This window comes from Pseudomonas sp. NPDC090752, assembly GCF_055584805.1.
Genome location: NZ_JBVJLI010000010.1, coordinates 1 through 14,473, shown reverse-complemented (window position 1 = coordinate 14,473; position 14,473 = coordinate 1). Strand labels below are relative to the sequence as shown.

Sequence of the window (14,473 nt, the reverse complement as noted above, 5' to 3'; positions counted from 1 at the left end):
AACACTGACCATTCAGTCAGAATGATGTCGAGCATGCCTTCGGGCGCCGATATGACTAGGGAAGTTGCTATTGCATGTGGCGTGAAACCAAGATTCTCCTGATCGATGACGACAGCACCCGCCGCCGCGATCTGGCGGTGGTTCTGAACTTTCTCGGCGAAGAAAACCTGCCCTGCTCGAGCCAGGACTGGCAGCAGGTGGTGGAGTCGTTGTCTTCGAGCCGTGAAGTCCTCTGCGTGCTGATTGGAACCGTGAATGCTCCAGGCAATGTGCTGGGGTTGCTTAAGACAGTGGCCGGGTGGGATGAGTTCCTTCCGGTGTTGCTGATTGGCGAAATTTCTTCTGCGGACTTCCCGGAAGAGCTGCGCCGTCGCGTGCTGTCCAATCTCGAGATGCCGCCGAGCTACAGCCAACTGCTCGACTCGCTGCACCGTGCCCAGGTCTATCGCGAGATGTACGACCAGGCCCGTGAGCGCGGTCGCCAGCGCGAGCCTAACCTGTTCCGCAGCCTGGTCGGCACCAGTCGTGCCATCCAGCATGTGCGGCAGATGATGCAGCAGGTGGCCGATACCGACGCCAGCGTGCTGATCCTCGGTGAGTCCGGCACCGGCAAGGAAGTGGTGGCGCGCAACCTTCACTATCACTCCAAGCGCCGCGAAGCGCCGTTCGTACCGGTCAACTGCGGGGCGATCCCGGCCGAGTTGCTCGAAAGCGAACTGTTCGGCCATGAGAAGGGCGCCTTTACGGGTGCCATCACCAGCCGTGCCGGGCGCTTCGAACTGGCCAACGGCGGTACGCTGTTCCTCGACGAGATCGGCGACATGCCGCTGCCGATGCAGGTCAAGCTGCTGCGCGTGTTGCAGGAGCGTACCTTCGAGCGGGTCGGCAGCAACAAGACCCAGAGCATCGACGTGCGCATCATTGCCGCGACGCACAAGAACCTCGAAAGCATGATCGAGGACGGTACCTTCCGCGAAGACTTGTACTACCGCCTGAACGTGTTCCCGATCGAGATGGCGCCGTTGCGAGAGCGCGTGGAAGACATCCCGCTGCTGATGAACGAGTTGATTTCGCGCATGGAGCACGAAAAGCGCGGTTCTATCCGCTTCAACTCCGCTGCGATCATGTCGCTGTGCCGGCATGGTTGGCCGGGCAACGTGCGCGAGCTGGCCAACCTGGTCGAGCGTATGGCGATCATGCACCCGTATGGTGTGATCGGCGTGTCGGAGCTGCCGAAGAAATTCCGCTACATCGACGACGAGGACGAGCAGCTGGTCGACAGCCTGCGCAGCGACCTCGAAGAGCGCGTAGCGATCAACGGCCATGCGCCGAATTTCTCCAGCCATGCCATGTTGCCGCCTGAAGGGTTGGACCTGAAGGACTATCTGGGCAGCCTGGAGCAGGGGTTGATCCAGCAGGCGCTGGACGATGCCAACGGTATTGTGGCGCGTGCCGCTGAACGTTTGCGTATTCGTCGTACGACGCTGGTGGAGAAGATGCGCAAGTACGGCATGAGCCGGCAGGGTGGCGAGGACCAGGCGGAAGATTGAGGTGGGGTTTAGGTGGGGCTAGTCGCGAATGCTCTGGCGCCCTTGAGATCGAGCGCCGCCCGCGCGGCGCTTCGCGGGGCAAGCCCGCTCCCACTGTCTACCTCTGGCCAGTTATTTCTGTGGTATCTCCACTGTCCGCCTTGTTTGCCCGGCTCGATATTGAGTCAGGCGCTATTCGAGTCTACTCAATGCCAAGTCAAGCACCAGGCTGGTAGTGGCGATGCCACACATAACTGGCCAAAGGTAGACTTGTGGGAGCGGGCTTGCCCCGCGAAGCGCCGCGCGGGCGGCGCTCGATTTGTGCATCACTGCAAATCCCAAGTCACGCACCCGCCGCAACACTCCCCCAATAAACCCCCATCCCCGGCACGGCTATTGCTACACCGCTCTCATCACACCGTTTTTATGACGGTCAGCCACACGAGAGAGCACGATGCCCCAGGCCGCCCACTTTTCCCGAGTCCCTGATCCGCAGGGGCGCACCCCGGTCGAACAGGAGAGTCGACAGGGGCTGGAGCAGGCATTCGCCCTGTTCAACCAGGTGTCCACTCAGCTCAACCAGTCCTACAGCCTGCTCGAAGCCCGTGTCAGCGAGCTCAAGGGCGAGCTGGCGGTGGTCGGCGCCCAGCGCATGGCCGAGCTGAACGAGAAGGAGCGCTTGGCCAATCGCCTGCAAAACCTGCTCGACCTGCTGCCTGGCGGAGTCATCGTGATCGATGACCAGGGCCGGGTGCGCGAGGCCAATCCGGCGGCCTGCGAACTGCTCGGTGAACCGTTGCTCGGCCAGTTGTGGCGCGAAGTGATCGCCCGCAGTTTCGCCCCGCGCAAGGACGATGGCCACGAGGTTTCGCTGCGCGATGGCCGGCGTCTGTCGATTGCCACCCGCTCGCTGGACGCCGAGCCCGGCCAGTTGGTGTTGCTGAACGACCTGACTGAAACCCGTCGCCTGCAAGACCAGCTGGCGCGGCACGAGCGTCTGTCGTCGCTGGGGCGCATGGTCGCCTCGCTGGCCCACCAGATCCGCACGCCGCTGTCGGCAGCCATGCTGTACGCCAGTCACCTGGCCGATGCCGAGCGCGAACTGGCGCCAGAGACCCGCCAGCGCTTCGCCGGCAGCCTCAAGGAGCGTCTGCACGAGTTGGAGCACCAGGTGCGCGATATGCTGGTGTTTGCCCGCGGTGAGTTGCCGCTGGGTGATCGGCTGACGCCCAAGGGGCTGTTCCAGGCCTTGCAGCAAGCAGCCCAGCCGCACGTGCAGGGGCATGCCGTGCGCTGGCAGTGCGACAGCCACCTGGGTGAATTGCTGTGCAATCGCGACACCCTGGTCGGCGCCTTGCTCAATCTGATCGAGAACGCGCTGCAGGCAAGCGATGGCGCGGCGCGGCTCAAGGTGCACCTGTTCCGTCGCGGGCACGCTCTGCGGCTGTGCGTCAGCGATGCTGGCAGCGGTATCGATGGAGATCTGATAGGGCGTCTGGGTGAGCCGTTCCTGACCACCAAGGCCACCGGCACTGGTCTCGGCCTGGCGGTGGTCAAGGCCGTAGTGCGCGCGCATCAGGGCGCAATGCAGCTGCGTTCGAAGGTGGGGCGCGGCACCTGTGTCACGGTTGAGTTACCGTTGATTGGCGGGCAGCCTGTGGAGGTCGTGTAATGGTCATCAAGGTGCTGCTGGTCGAAGATGATCGCGTGTTGCGCCAGGCGCTGGGCGATACCCTGGAAATCGGTGGCTTCGATTATCGTGCCGTGGGCAGTGCCGAAGAGGCATTGGACGCCGTGGAAAGCGAAGCGTACAGCCTGGTGGTCAGCGATGTGAACATGCCGGGAATGGACGGGCACCAACTGCTGGCGCAGTTGCGCCGCCACCATCCGCAATTGCCGGTGCTGCTGATGACTGCCCACGCTGCGGTGGAGCGCGCCGTAGAAGCCATGCGCCAGGGCGCTGTGGATTACCTGGTCAAGCCATTCGAGCCCAATGCGCTGCTGAGCCTGGTCGAGCGCCATGCTGCCGGGCGTCTGGGTGGGGCCGATAGTGAAGGCCCGGTGGCCTGCGAACTGGCCAGCCGACGACTGTTGGAGCTGGCGTCGCGTGTCGCGCGCAGCGATTCGACCGTGCTTATTTCGGGTGAGTCGGGTACCGGCAAGGAAGTCCTCGCGCGCTACATCCATCAGCAGTCGCCACGGGCAGCGCAGCCCTTCGTCGCGATCAATTGCGCGGCCATTCCGGACAACATGCTCGAAGCCACCCTCTTCGGCCATGAGAAGGGCGCCTTCACGGGTGCCATCGCTGCGCAGGCTGGCAAGTTCGAGCAGGCCGAGGGTGGCACCTTGTTGCTTGACGAGATTTCCGAAATGCCGCTTGGCCTGCAGGCCAAGCTGTTGCGCGTATTGCAGGAACGCGAAGTGGAGCGGGTGGGCGGGCGCAAGCCGATTGCACTGGATATCCGCGTCGTGGCCACCAGCAACCGCGACATGGCGGGTGAGGTAGCGGCGGGGCGGTTCCGTGAGGACCTGTTCTACCGACTCTCGGTGTTCCCGCTCGCCTGGCAACCGCTGCGTGAGCGCAGTGGCGATATCCTGCCGTTGGCCGAGCGCCTTCTCGCGCGGCACGTGGCGAAAATGAAGCATGCGCCGGTGCGCCTTTCCGCCGCTGCGCAGGCCTGCCTGCAGGCCTATGCCTGGCCGGGTAACGTGCGTGAACTGGACAACGCCCTGCAGCGGGCGCTGATCCTGCAGCAGGGCGGTGTGATCGAAGCGGCGGATTTTTGTCTGGCGGGCGTCATTCCCTTGTCGGCAGTAGTGCCAGTTGTCGTCGAGCAGGCTGGCGATTCCAGTGGCCTGGGCGACGACCTGCGCCGCCACGAGTTCCAGATGATCATCGACACCCTGCGCGCCGAGCGCGGTCGACGCAAAGAGGCAGCCGAACGTCTGGGCATCAGCCCCCGCACCCTGCGCTACAAGCTGGCGCAGATGCGCGATGCCGGGCTCGATGTGGAAGCCAGCCTGTACGGCTGATCCAGCAAATTAATGGTGCACGGAGCGGGCTGGCACTCTTGTTGCTAGTTCTGGGCTATCCGCCGCATGAGTGTCAAAAAAATGCGGCCGCCGGAGAGAGAAGTTCATGAGCCAAGGTGTTGAATTCAACCGTCTGATGCTGGACATGCGGGCCATGCAGGCCGATGCCATGTCGTTGCCCAAAGCCGCTGCTGCGCCTGAGCTGGCCCCAGGCCAAAGCAGCTTTGCCGACATGCTCGGCCAGGCCATCGGCAAGGTGCACGAAACCCAGCAGGCGTCGACCCAGCTCGCCAATGCCTTCGAGATCGGCAAGAGCGGTGTCGACCTGACCGACGTGATGATTGCCTCGCAGAAAGCCAGTGTGTCCATGCAAGCGCTGACCCAGGTACGCAACAAGCTGGTCCAGGCGTACCAGGACATCATGCAGATGCCGGTTTGAGGACGGAAGTAAGTCATGGCTGAAGCAGTCGTCGATAACGCACCCGCCAAGAGTGGCCCGCCAGCGTCCAAGCCGCCGCTGTTCGGCATGGCGTTTCTGGAAAACATCTCGCAGATGCCCATGCTGCGTCAGGTCGGCCTGCTGGTCGGGTTGGCCGCGAGCGTGGCGATCGGCTTCGCCGTGGTGCTGTGGTCGCAGCAGCCGGACTACCGTCCGCTGTATGGCAGCCTGGCTGGCATGGACACCAAGCAGGTCATGGATACCCTGGCCGCTGCGGACATTCCCTACAATGTCGAGCCCAACTCCGGTGCTCTGCTGGTCAAGGCCGACGACCTCTCTCGGGCGCGCCTGAAGCTGGCGGCCGCGGGCGTGGCGCCGAGTGACGGCAACGTCGGCTTCGAGCTGCTCGACAAGGAGCAAGGCCTGGGCACAAGCCAGTTCATGGAAGCCACCCGTTATCGCCGCAGCCTCGAAGGCGAACTGGCCCGTACCGTCTCGAGCCTGAACAACGTCAAGGCTGCGCGCGTGCACCTGGCAATCCCGAAAAGCTCGGTGTTCGTGCGTGACGAGCGCAAGCCAAGTGCTTCCGTACTGGTCGAGCTGTACCCAGGCCGCGCCCTGGAAGCCGGGCAGGTGATGGCCATCGTCAACCTGGTCGCTACCAGCGTCCCTGAGTTGGACAAATCGCAAGTCACCGTGGTCGACCAGAAAGGCAACCTGCTCTCCGAGCAGTTGCAGGACACCGCGCTGACCATGGCCGGCAAGCAGTTCGACTACAGCCGCCGCATGGAGAGCATGCTCACCCAGCGCGTGCACAACATTCTGCAGCCGGTGCTAGGCAACGACCGTTACAAGGCAGAAGTTTCCGCCGACCTCGACTTCAGCGCGACCGAATCCACGTCCGAGCAGTTCAACCCGGACCAGGGGGCGCTGCGCAGCGAGCAGGCGGTCAATGAGCAACGTTCCAGCAGCTCGGGCCCGCAAGGCGTGCCCGGTGCGCTGAGCAACCAGCCACCGGCCGGCGCTTCGGCGCCGGAAAATGCCACCACCGCCGCGCCGGCTGCTGGTGCCATTCAACCCGGGCAGCCGCTGGTGGATGCCAACGGCCAGCAGATCATGGACCCGGCCACCGGTCAGCCGATGCTGGCACCGTACCCGGCTGACAAGCGTGTGCAAACCACCAAGAACTTCGAGCTGGACCGTTCGATCAGCCACACCCGCCAACAGCAGGGTCGTCTGAGCCGCCTGTCGGTGGCGGTCGTGGTCGATGACCAGGTCAAGCTCGACGCCAGCGGCGAGGCCACCCGCGCACCCTGGGCTGCCGAAGACCTGGCGCGTTTTACCCGCCTGGTGCAGGACGCGGTGGGCTTCGATGCCAGCCGTGGCGACAGCGTGACGGTGATCAACGTACCGTTCGCCGCCGACCGTGGCGAAGAGATCGCCGACATCGCGTTCTATCAGCAGCCGTGGTTCTGGGACATCGTCAAGCAAGTGCTGGGCGTGGTGTTCATCCTGGTGCTGGTGTTCGGCGTGCTGCGCCCGGTACTCAACAACATCACTGGCGGCGGCAAGCAAGCTGCTGCGACGGACAGCGACATGGAGCTGGGCGGGATGATCGGTCTGGATGGCGAACTGGCCAATGACCGCGTCAGTCTGGGTGGCCCGACAAGCATTCTGTTGCCAAGCCCAAGCGAGGGTTACGAGGCACAGCTCAACGCAATCAAAGGCCTGGTGGCCGAAGATCCAGGCCGTGTGGCCCAGGTCGTGAAAGAGTGGATCAACGCCGATGAGTGACAACCGAGCCGTTACCGCCAAGCTGAGCCGCACCGACAAGGCGGCGATCCTCCTGCTCTCGCTGGGTGAGACCGATGCTGCCCAGGTGCTGCGCCACATGGGCCCGAAAGAAGTGCAGCGGGTCGGCGTGGCCATGGCGCAGATGGGCACCGTGCACCGCGAGCAGGTGCAGCAGGTGATGAGCGAGTTCGTCGAGATCGTCGGCGACCAGACCAGCCTGGGCGTGGGCTCCGACGGCTATATCCGCAAGATGCTCAACCAGGCCCTCGGCGAGGACAAGGCCAACGGCCTGATCGACCGCATCCTGCTCGGTGGCAACACCAGCGGCCTGGACAGCCTCAAGTGGATGGAGCCGCGTGCCGTGGCCGACGTCATCCGCTTCGAGCACCCGCAGATCCAGGCCATCGTGGTTGCCTACCTCGACCCCGACCAGGCTGGTGAAGTGCTGAGCAATTTCGACCACAAGGTACGCCTGGACATCATCCTGCGCGTGTCTTCGCTCAACACCGTGCAGCCGGCGGCGCTGAAGGAACTGAACCAAATCCTCGAGAAGCAGTTCTCGGGCAACTCCAATGCCGCGCGCACTACCCTGGGTGGCATCAAGCGTGCCGCCGACATCATGAACTTCCTCGACAGCTCCGTGGAAGGTGCGCTGATGGACTCGATCCGCGAGATCGACAACGACCTGTCGGAGCAGATCGAAGACCTGATGTTCGTTTTCAACAACCTGGCCGATGTCGACGACCGCGGTATCCAGGCGTTGCTGCGCGAAGTGTCCTCCGATGTGCTGGTGGTGTCGCTCAAGGGCGCCGACGAGCGGGTCAAGGACAAGATCTTCAAGAACATGTCCAAGCGTGCGTCCGAGCTGCTGCGTGACGATCTGGAAGCCAAAGGCCCGGTGCGCGTGAGCGACGTGGAAACGGCGCAGAAGGAAATCCTCACCATCGCCCGACGCATGGCCGAGGCCGGCGAGATCGTGCTCGGTGGCAAGGGTGCCGAGGAAATGATCTAACTCCGTAGGCAGCATTCATCTCTGTGGGAGCGGGCTTGCCCCGCGAAGCAGGGTATGGCACCGGCTTCGCCGGTGTTCGCGGGGCAAGCCCGCTCCCACAGAGACTGTATCGGTCGTTGTCGAGTACTGAAAACATGTCCAGCAAAGAACACCACCCCAGCGACCTGATTCGTGCCCGTGACCTGGAAGGCGTCGATGTCTGGGCATTGCCCAGCTTCGACCCGGAACCGGAGCCGGAGCCGGAGCCGGAGCCTGAGCCCGAGGTCATCGAGGAAGAAGTCGAGGAAGTGCCGCTGGAGGAAGTCCAGCCGCTGACCCTCGAAGAGCTCGAAGCGATCCGTCAGGAAGCCTACAACGAAGGCTTCGCCACCGGAGAGCGCGAGGGCTTCCATAGCACCCAGCTGAAGGTGCGCCAGGAGGCCGAGGAAGCGCTCAACGCCAAGCTGGCCGGCCTGGAGCAAGTGATGGCGCACCTGCTCGAGCCGATCGCCGAGCAGGACGCGCAGATCGAGAAAACCGTCGTGCACCTAGTCGCGCACATGGCCCGCCAGGTCATTGGCCGCGAGCTGCGCAGCGATTCCAGCCAGATCACCCAGGTGCTGCGTGAAGCCTTGAAGCTGCTGCCGATGGGCGCGGACAACATCCGCATTCATCTCAATCCGCAGGATTTCGAGCTGGCCAAGGCCTTGCGCGAACGTCATGAGGAAAGCTGGAAGTTGCTCGAAGATGACGCTCTGTTGCCGGGCGGTTGCCGCATTGAGACCGCGCACAGTCGCATTGACGCGACCATGGAAACCCGTATCGAAAAGGCCGTGGCCCAGCTGTTCGACCAGCTGCACGACCAGGGCCTGCACCCGGCAGCGCCGGATATGTCGATCGAACTGGGCGCCACCGATGCGCCTTGAACGGACCAGTTTTGGCAAGCGCCTGGGCGGCTACGCCGAGGCCATCGAGCTGCCGGTGCAGCCGGTGGTCGAAGGCCGCCTGCTGCGTATGGTTGGCCTCACTCTGGAGGCCGAAGGCCTGCGCGCCGCCGTGGGCGCGCGCTGCCTGGTGATCAATGACGACACCTACCACCCGGTGCAGGTCGAGGCCGAAGTCATGGGCTTTGCCGGCAGCAAGGTATTCCTCATGCCGGTCGGCAGCATCGCCGGCATCGCGCCGGGCGCGCGGGTGGTGCCGCTGGACGACAGCGGCCGCCTGCCGATGGGCATGAGCATGCTCGGCCGGGTGCTGGACGGCGCCGGCCGTGCCCTGGACGGCAAGGGCGGGATGAAGGCCGAGGACTGGGTGCCGATGGACGGTCCAATCATCAACCCGCTCAACCGTGATCCGATCAGCCAACCACTGGACGTGGGCATCCGCAGCATCAACGGCCTGCTCACGGTAGGCCGTGGCCAGCGCCTGGGCCTGTTCGCCGGTACCGGTGTGGGTAAGTCGGTGCTGCTGGGCATGATGACCCGCTTCACCGAGGCCGAGATCATCGTGGTCGGCCTGATCGGCGAGCGGGGCCGCGAGGTAAAGGAGTTCATCGAGCACATTCTCGGTGAGGAGGGCCTCAAACGCTCGGTGGTAGTTGCATCGCCGGCTGACGATGCCCCGTTGATGCGGTTGCGCGCGGCCATGTATTGCACGCGCATCGCTGAATATTTCCGCGACAAGGGCAAGAACGTCCTGCTGCTGATGGACTCGCTGACCCGTTTCGCCCAGGCCCAGCGGGAAATCGCCCTGGCCATCGGTGAACCGCCTGCCACCCGTGGCTACCCGCCGTCGGTGTTCGCCAAGCTGCCCAAGCTGGTCGAGCGTGCCGGCAATGGCGAAGCGGGTGGCGGCTCGATCACCGCGTTCTATACGGTACTGTCCGAGGGCGACGACCAGCAGGACCCAATCGCCGACTCGGCGCGCGGCGTGCTCGACGGCCACTTCGTATTGTCTCGGCGCCTGGCTGAAGAAGGCCATTACCCGGCCATCGACATCGAGGCCTCGATCAGCCGGGTCATGCCGCAGGTTGTGGATGCCGACCACCTGCGTCAGGCGCAGAAGTTCAAACAGCTGTGGTCGCGCTTGTCGCAGAGCCGCGATCTGATCAGCGTCGGCGCATACGTGGCCGGTGGTGACCCGGAAACCGACCTGGCCATTGCCCTGCAGCCTAAACTGGTGGACTTCCTGCGCCAGGGGCTGGACGAAAATGTTGGCATGGGTCAGAGCCGTCAGCAGCTGGGGGCAGTGTTCATGCCGCCGGCCAACGGCTGATAAGCCATGAGCTTACCCAGCCGTGCCGCGCGCCTGGCGCCCGTGGTGAACATGGCCGAAGAGGCTGAGCGCAAGGCAGCGCAGCGGCTTGGGCATTTCCAGCAGCTGGTGGCACAGGCCCAGGCCAAGCTGGCGGAGCTTGAATCCTTTCGCGAGGGGTACCAGGCGCAGTGGATTAACCGCGGTGGCCAGGGCGTCAACGGCAGCTGGCTGGTCAATTACCAGCGCTTTCTGGGGCAGCTGGAAACGGCCATGACCCAGCAGCGCCAGAGCCTGACCTGGCACCAGAACAACCTGAACAATGCCCGTGGCACCTGGCAGCAGGCCTATGCCCGCGTGGAGGGGCTGCGCAAGCTGGTGCAGCGCTACATGGACGAGGCGCGGCGGGCGGAAGACAAGCGCGAACAGCGCTTGCTCGACGAGCTGTCGCAGCGCTTGCCCCGGCAGGGGCATCTCTAGCTTGCAGCGGCTCCCACCGCCTGCTAAACCTTGAAGAGTTGCATTCGCCATCATCGAAGGAATCGCTAGCATGGCAGTCGAGACTGATTTTTCGCAGGACGGGAAAAAGCTCACGATCAAGATCAAGGGGCGCTTCGATTTCGGCAAGCATCAGGAGTTTCGCGATGCCTACGAACGTCAGATGGCAAAGCCCGACTCGGTGGTCGTCGACCTGAAAGACACCACTTACCTGGACAGTTCGGCGTTGGGCATGTTGCTGTTGTTGCGCGATCACGCCGGCGGCGACGAATCGGACGTGCGTGTGGTGCATGCCAGCTCCGACGTGCGCAAGATCCTGGCGATCTCCAATTTCGAAAAACTGTTCGATATCAGTTGAGCGCCCAGATGCCGGCTGATCAGCCGCTGACCGTACTGGTGGCCGAAGATGGGGCCACGGATCGCCTGTTGCTGGCGCAAATCGTCCGGCGCCAGGGGCATCACGTGTACACGGCGGAAAACGGCGAGCAGGCGGTGGCGCTGTTCGCCGAAAAGCGTCCGCAACTGGTACTGCTCGATGCCTTGATGCCGGTGATGGACGGTTTCGAGGCGGCGCGGCAGATCAAGGTGCTGGCTGGCGAAGCGCTGGTACCGATCATCTTTCTCACGTCGCTCAACGAGGAGGATGCTTTGGTGCGTTGCCTGGAGGCCGGTGGCGACGATTTCATGGCCAAGCCGTACAGCGCGGTGATACTCGGCGCCAAGATCCGAGCCATGGACCGTCTGCGGCGGCTGCAGGCGACCGTGCTGGCGCAGCGTGACCTGATCACCCGGCACCATCACCACTTGCTGAACGAGCAGCGGGTGGCCAAGGCGGTGTTTGACAAGGTTGCCCATTCCGGCTGCATCACGGCGCCCAATATTCGTTACCTGCAATCGCCCTACGCCCTGTTCAACGGTGACCTGCTGCTGGCAGCCTTCACCCCGTCAGGCGACATGCATGTACTGCTCGGAGATTTCACGGGCCATGGGCTGCCCGCCGCAGTCGGCGCCATGCCTCTGGCGGAAGTGTTCTATGGCATGACGGCCAAGGGCCATGGCCTGGCGCAAATGTTGCGCGAGATGAATGCCAAGCTCAAACGCATCCTGCCGGTGGACATGTTCTGCTGCGCGCAACTGCTCAGCCTGAGTGTGCAGCGCGGTACGGTGGAGATATGGAATGGCGGCATGCCGGACGGTTACCGGCTTTCGGCGGGCGGCGAAGTGCTGTCGAGCCTGCCTTCGCGTCATCTGCCATTGGGCATTCTCGCGGCGGAACGCTTCGACGACAGTACCGAGGTACTGCCAATGGCGGCGGGCGAGCGGTTGTTGCTGCTGTCCGATGGCGTGGTAGACACGGCGGACGAGCAGGAATGCTTGTTCGGCGTCGAGCGTCTGCGTGCTGTGCTGGCTGCCAATCGCGATCCGGTGCAGTTGTTCGACGAAGTGATGCTGGCATTGGAGCGTTTTGGCGGCAGCCCCCGGGATGATATCAGCCTGTGCGACATCCGCATGTTTACCGCCCAGGAGCGAGTGCCCGCGCCGACCATCTACTCTGACAGTGGGCGCTCCAGCCCGCTGGACTGGTCGCTAGGGTTCGAGCTGCGCAGCGAAAGCCTCAAGCGCTTCAATCCGGTGCCGTACCTGGTGCAGTTGTTGCAGGAAATTCATGGCCTGCGTCCACGTACCGGCGCCCTGCACAGCGTACTCAGCGAGTTGTATTCAAACGCCCTGGAACATGGCGTGCTGGGCCTGGATTCGCGGCTCAAGCGTGATGTGCACGGGTTTGCCGACTATTATCAGGAGCGCGCCCGGCGTCTGGCTGCTTTGGTCGAAGGTTTTGTGCGTATCGATTTGAACGTGGAACCGCTGGCCGCAGGTGGGCGTCTGATGATCGAGGTCCGCGACAGTGGTGCGGGATTCGACGTGCAGCGTGTGCTGGCGAGACCGGCCAGCGAGCAGGGTTTGAGTGGTCGCGGCCTGCATCTGGTAAGGCGCCTCGGCAGTGACGCCGGGTGGCGAGAAGGCGGCCGTTGCGCTTGGGTACAGTTCGATTGGTGAGCTGTTTGGCGGCTGAGGCATAATCTGGCTTGATCAAGGAGTGAGCAAGTGACTGACAAGCATATTGACCACAAAGTGCTCAGTGACCTGCAGGAGGTCATGGAAGATGGCTATTTGCAGCTGCTGGAGACCTTTCTGGAAGACTCCGAGCGGCGCTTGAGCCAGTTGCACGGCGCCCGTAATGCCGACGAGCTGGGCATGGCTGCGCACAGCTTCAAGGGCAGCAGCAGCAACATGGGGGCTGTCGGCCTTGCCCAGCTGTGCCATCAGCTGGAGGAGCGGGTCAAGGAGCGGCCGCTGTATGGCATCGAAGACCTGGTCAACCGCATCGACCAGGAGTATCTGGAGGTGCAGCGTTTCTACCGGGGTGAACGCGAGCGGGTTTCCGCAGGCTGATCTGCCAATTGGCGCGACTTTTGCCTGTCTGTGTCCAGACGATACCTTTGTTTCTGGCGCGGAGACCCATCAATGCCTGTCGCACCCAATCCTTTGTTGCAAGCCAACACCCTGAGCAAGCCGTCGCGCGCGGGTGTCTCGATGGCGGATAAACCGTCGCAAGGGGCGGGCGTGCAGGGCGGCGGCTTCGATCAGGTCATGACCAGCCAGGCCCGTGACAAGGTGCCGGTACGCGATGACAAAGTCGCCCAGGCCAAGCCCAAGGACAAGCCGGAGCACGCCCAGGGCGGCAAAAAAGACACTGCCGAGAAACCGGCGGTTGCCGATGACGGCAACAAGTTGCCAGCCGACGATCAGGTACAAGCCAATAGCGATGCGGCGAGCAGTGATTCGAGTTCGTTGGATGCCAGCCTGGTAGCCGGTCAGGTGACCGATGCGCAGCCGGGGGCGCAACTGCTGCAAGCCCAGGCCGAAGCGGTGGCGCCGGTGCTGCAGGCTGCTGTCCAGCAGCCGCCAACGAACATCTCCGAGCCATTGCCGGAGGATCCGGCAGTCGAGGCCTTCGATCCCGACGCCGACCCGCTGGCCAATTTGCCGACCTTGCGCTTGGCGCTGGAGCAAAGCGCCCAGGCCAAAGGCACCACCTCTACCCATGCTGCCCAACCCCAGCCCGACGATGGTCAACCGGCCGTCAATCCGTTGGCGACCTTGATGGAACAGGTCGATGCCGAGGCCGGGCAATCCGAGACCGGCGACAAGGCATTTGGCGCATTGCTTGAAGACGGCCTGAAAGACACCAAGCAGGCAAGTAGCGATACGCGTATCGATGACTTCGCCAACCGCCTGGCCAGCCTGACCCAGGCTGCTACGGCGAAGACCGCCAATGCCGTGCCCGTGAGCAGTAGCCCACTGCACCAGCCCCTGCCGATGAACCAGAGCGCCTGGACCGAAGGCCTGGTCAATCGGGTCATGTACCTGTCCAGCCAAAACCTCAAGTCGGCGGATATCCAGCTGGAGCCGGCTGAACTTGGGCGCCTGGACATTCGCGTCAATGTGGCGGCGGACCAAGCCACCCAGGTGACGTTCATCAGCGGTCACGCGGGTGTGCGTGATGCGCTGGACAGCCAGATGCATCGCCTGCGTGAACTGTTTGCCCAGCAGGGGCTGGCACAGCCGGATGTCAACGTGGCGGACCAGTCGCGTGGGCAGCAACAGCAGCAGGCTCAGCAGGAGGGCTCGCAGTTGTCCGGGGTGGCAGCGCGGCGGGCGCAGAGTGGCGGTGGGGGGGGGCAGGGGGAGGTTGCCGATGCTGCCCGGCCTGATGAGCAACAGGTGGTAATTGGCGACAGTGCGGTTGATTTTTACGCCTGATTCTTTATTGCCTGATCCGGCCTCTTCGCGGGTGTACGACCGGAGACATCGTTTACATAGTAAACCGGGGACATGGTTTACACATTTGAGGCTTGGACGCGGTTTTCGCCT

General features: G+C 63.5%; 13 protein-coding genes. All 13 read left to right on the top strand.

Annotated elements, in window-relative coordinates; genetic code table 11:
* The first annotated feature begins 74 nt into the window (after positions 1 to 74).
* Entirely contained in the window at positions 75 to 1,550 is a 1,476-nt protein-coding gene (fleQ, locus tag ACZ6YA_RS14830) for a transcriptional regulator FleQ (RefSeq protein WP_465897877.1), read from the top strand.
* Positions 1,551 to 1,983: 433 nt separating this feature from the next.
* A complete protein-coding gene (locus ACZ6YA_RS14825) occupies positions 1,984 to 3,201 on the top strand; it encodes a sensor histidine kinase (protein WP_465897875.1) in 1,218 nt (405 codons plus the stop codon).
* On the top strand, positions 3,201 to 4,562 hold the full coding sequence (locus ACZ6YA_RS14820) for a sigma-54-dependent transcriptional regulator (protein ID WP_465897873.1): 1,362 nt from the start codon (positions 3,201 to 3,203) through the stop codon (positions 4,560 to 4,562). Before ACZ6YA_RS14825 ends, ACZ6YA_RS14820 begins: the two co-directional genes overlap by 1 nt.
* A 106-nt stretch (positions 4,563 to 4,668) precedes the next feature.
* Positions 4,669 to 5,001: a flagellar hook-basal body complex protein FliE gene (gene fliE, locus ACZ6YA_RS14815; RefSeq protein ID WP_465897872.1), complete on the top strand. Its 333-nt coding sequence runs from the start codon at positions 4,669 to 4,671 to the stop codon at positions 4,999 to 5,001.
* A gap of 15 nt (positions 5,002 to 5,016) precedes the next feature.
* Positions 5,017 to 6,795, top strand: coding sequence for a flagellar basal-body MS-ring/collar protein FliF (fliF, locus tag ACZ6YA_RS14810; RefSeq protein WP_465897871.1), 1,779 nt, complete (start codon positions 5,017 to 5,019; stop codon positions 6,793 to 6,795).
* Positions 6,788 to 7,807 (top strand): flagellar motor switch protein FliG, encoded by a 1,020-nt coding sequence (gene fliG, locus ACZ6YA_RS14805; RefSeq protein WP_401071782.1) that lies wholly within the window; start codon positions 6,788 to 6,790, stop codon positions 7,805 to 7,807. Before fliF ends, fliG begins: the two co-directional genes overlap by 8 nt.
* Before the next feature lie 134 nt (positions 7,808 to 7,941).
* Entirely contained in the window at positions 7,942 to 8,712 is a 771-nt protein-coding gene (fliH, locus tag ACZ6YA_RS14800; protein ID WP_465897870.1) for a flagellar assembly protein FliH, read from the top strand.
* On the top strand, positions 8,702 to 10,060 hold the full coding sequence (gene fliI, locus ACZ6YA_RS14795; protein WP_465897869.1) for a flagellar protein export ATPase FliI: 1,359 nt from the start codon (positions 8,702 to 8,704) through the stop codon (positions 10,058 to 10,060). Before fliH ends, fliI begins: the two co-directional genes overlap by 11 nt.
* Before the next feature lie 6 nt (positions 10,061 to 10,066).
* On the top strand, positions 10,067 to 10,519 hold the full coding sequence (fliJ, locus tag ACZ6YA_RS14790; protein WP_400795125.1) for a flagellar export protein FliJ: 453 nt from the start codon (positions 10,067 to 10,069) through the stop codon (positions 10,517 to 10,519).
* A 70-nt stretch (positions 10,520 to 10,589) separates the two neighbouring features.
* The gene (locus ACZ6YA_RS14785; RefSeq protein WP_465897868.1) at positions 10,590 to 10,895 is read left to right on the top strand and encodes an STAS domain-containing protein; all 306 of its coding nucleotides are present in this window, start codon (positions 10,590 to 10,592) and stop codon (positions 10,893 to 10,895) included.
* A gap of 8 nt (positions 10,896 to 10,903) precedes the next feature.
* A complete protein-coding gene (locus tag ACZ6YA_RS14780; RefSeq protein ID WP_465897867.1) occupies positions 10,904 to 12,595 on the top strand; it encodes an ATP-binding SpoIIE family protein phosphatase in 1,692 nt (563 codons plus the stop codon).
* A gap of 48 nt (positions 12,596 to 12,643) precedes the next feature.
* Positions 12,644 to 12,991 (top strand): Hpt domain-containing protein, encoded by a 348-nt coding sequence (locus tag ACZ6YA_RS14775; protein ID WP_400795119.1) that lies wholly within the window; start codon positions 12,644 to 12,646, stop codon positions 12,989 to 12,991.
* Between the two features lie 72 nt (positions 12,992 to 13,063).
* Entirely contained in the window at positions 13,064 to 14,362 is a 1,299-nt protein-coding gene (locus ACZ6YA_RS14770) for a flagellar hook-length control protein FliK (RefSeq protein ID WP_465897865.1), read from the top strand.
* Positions 14,363 to 14,473: the final 111 nt, after the last annotated feature.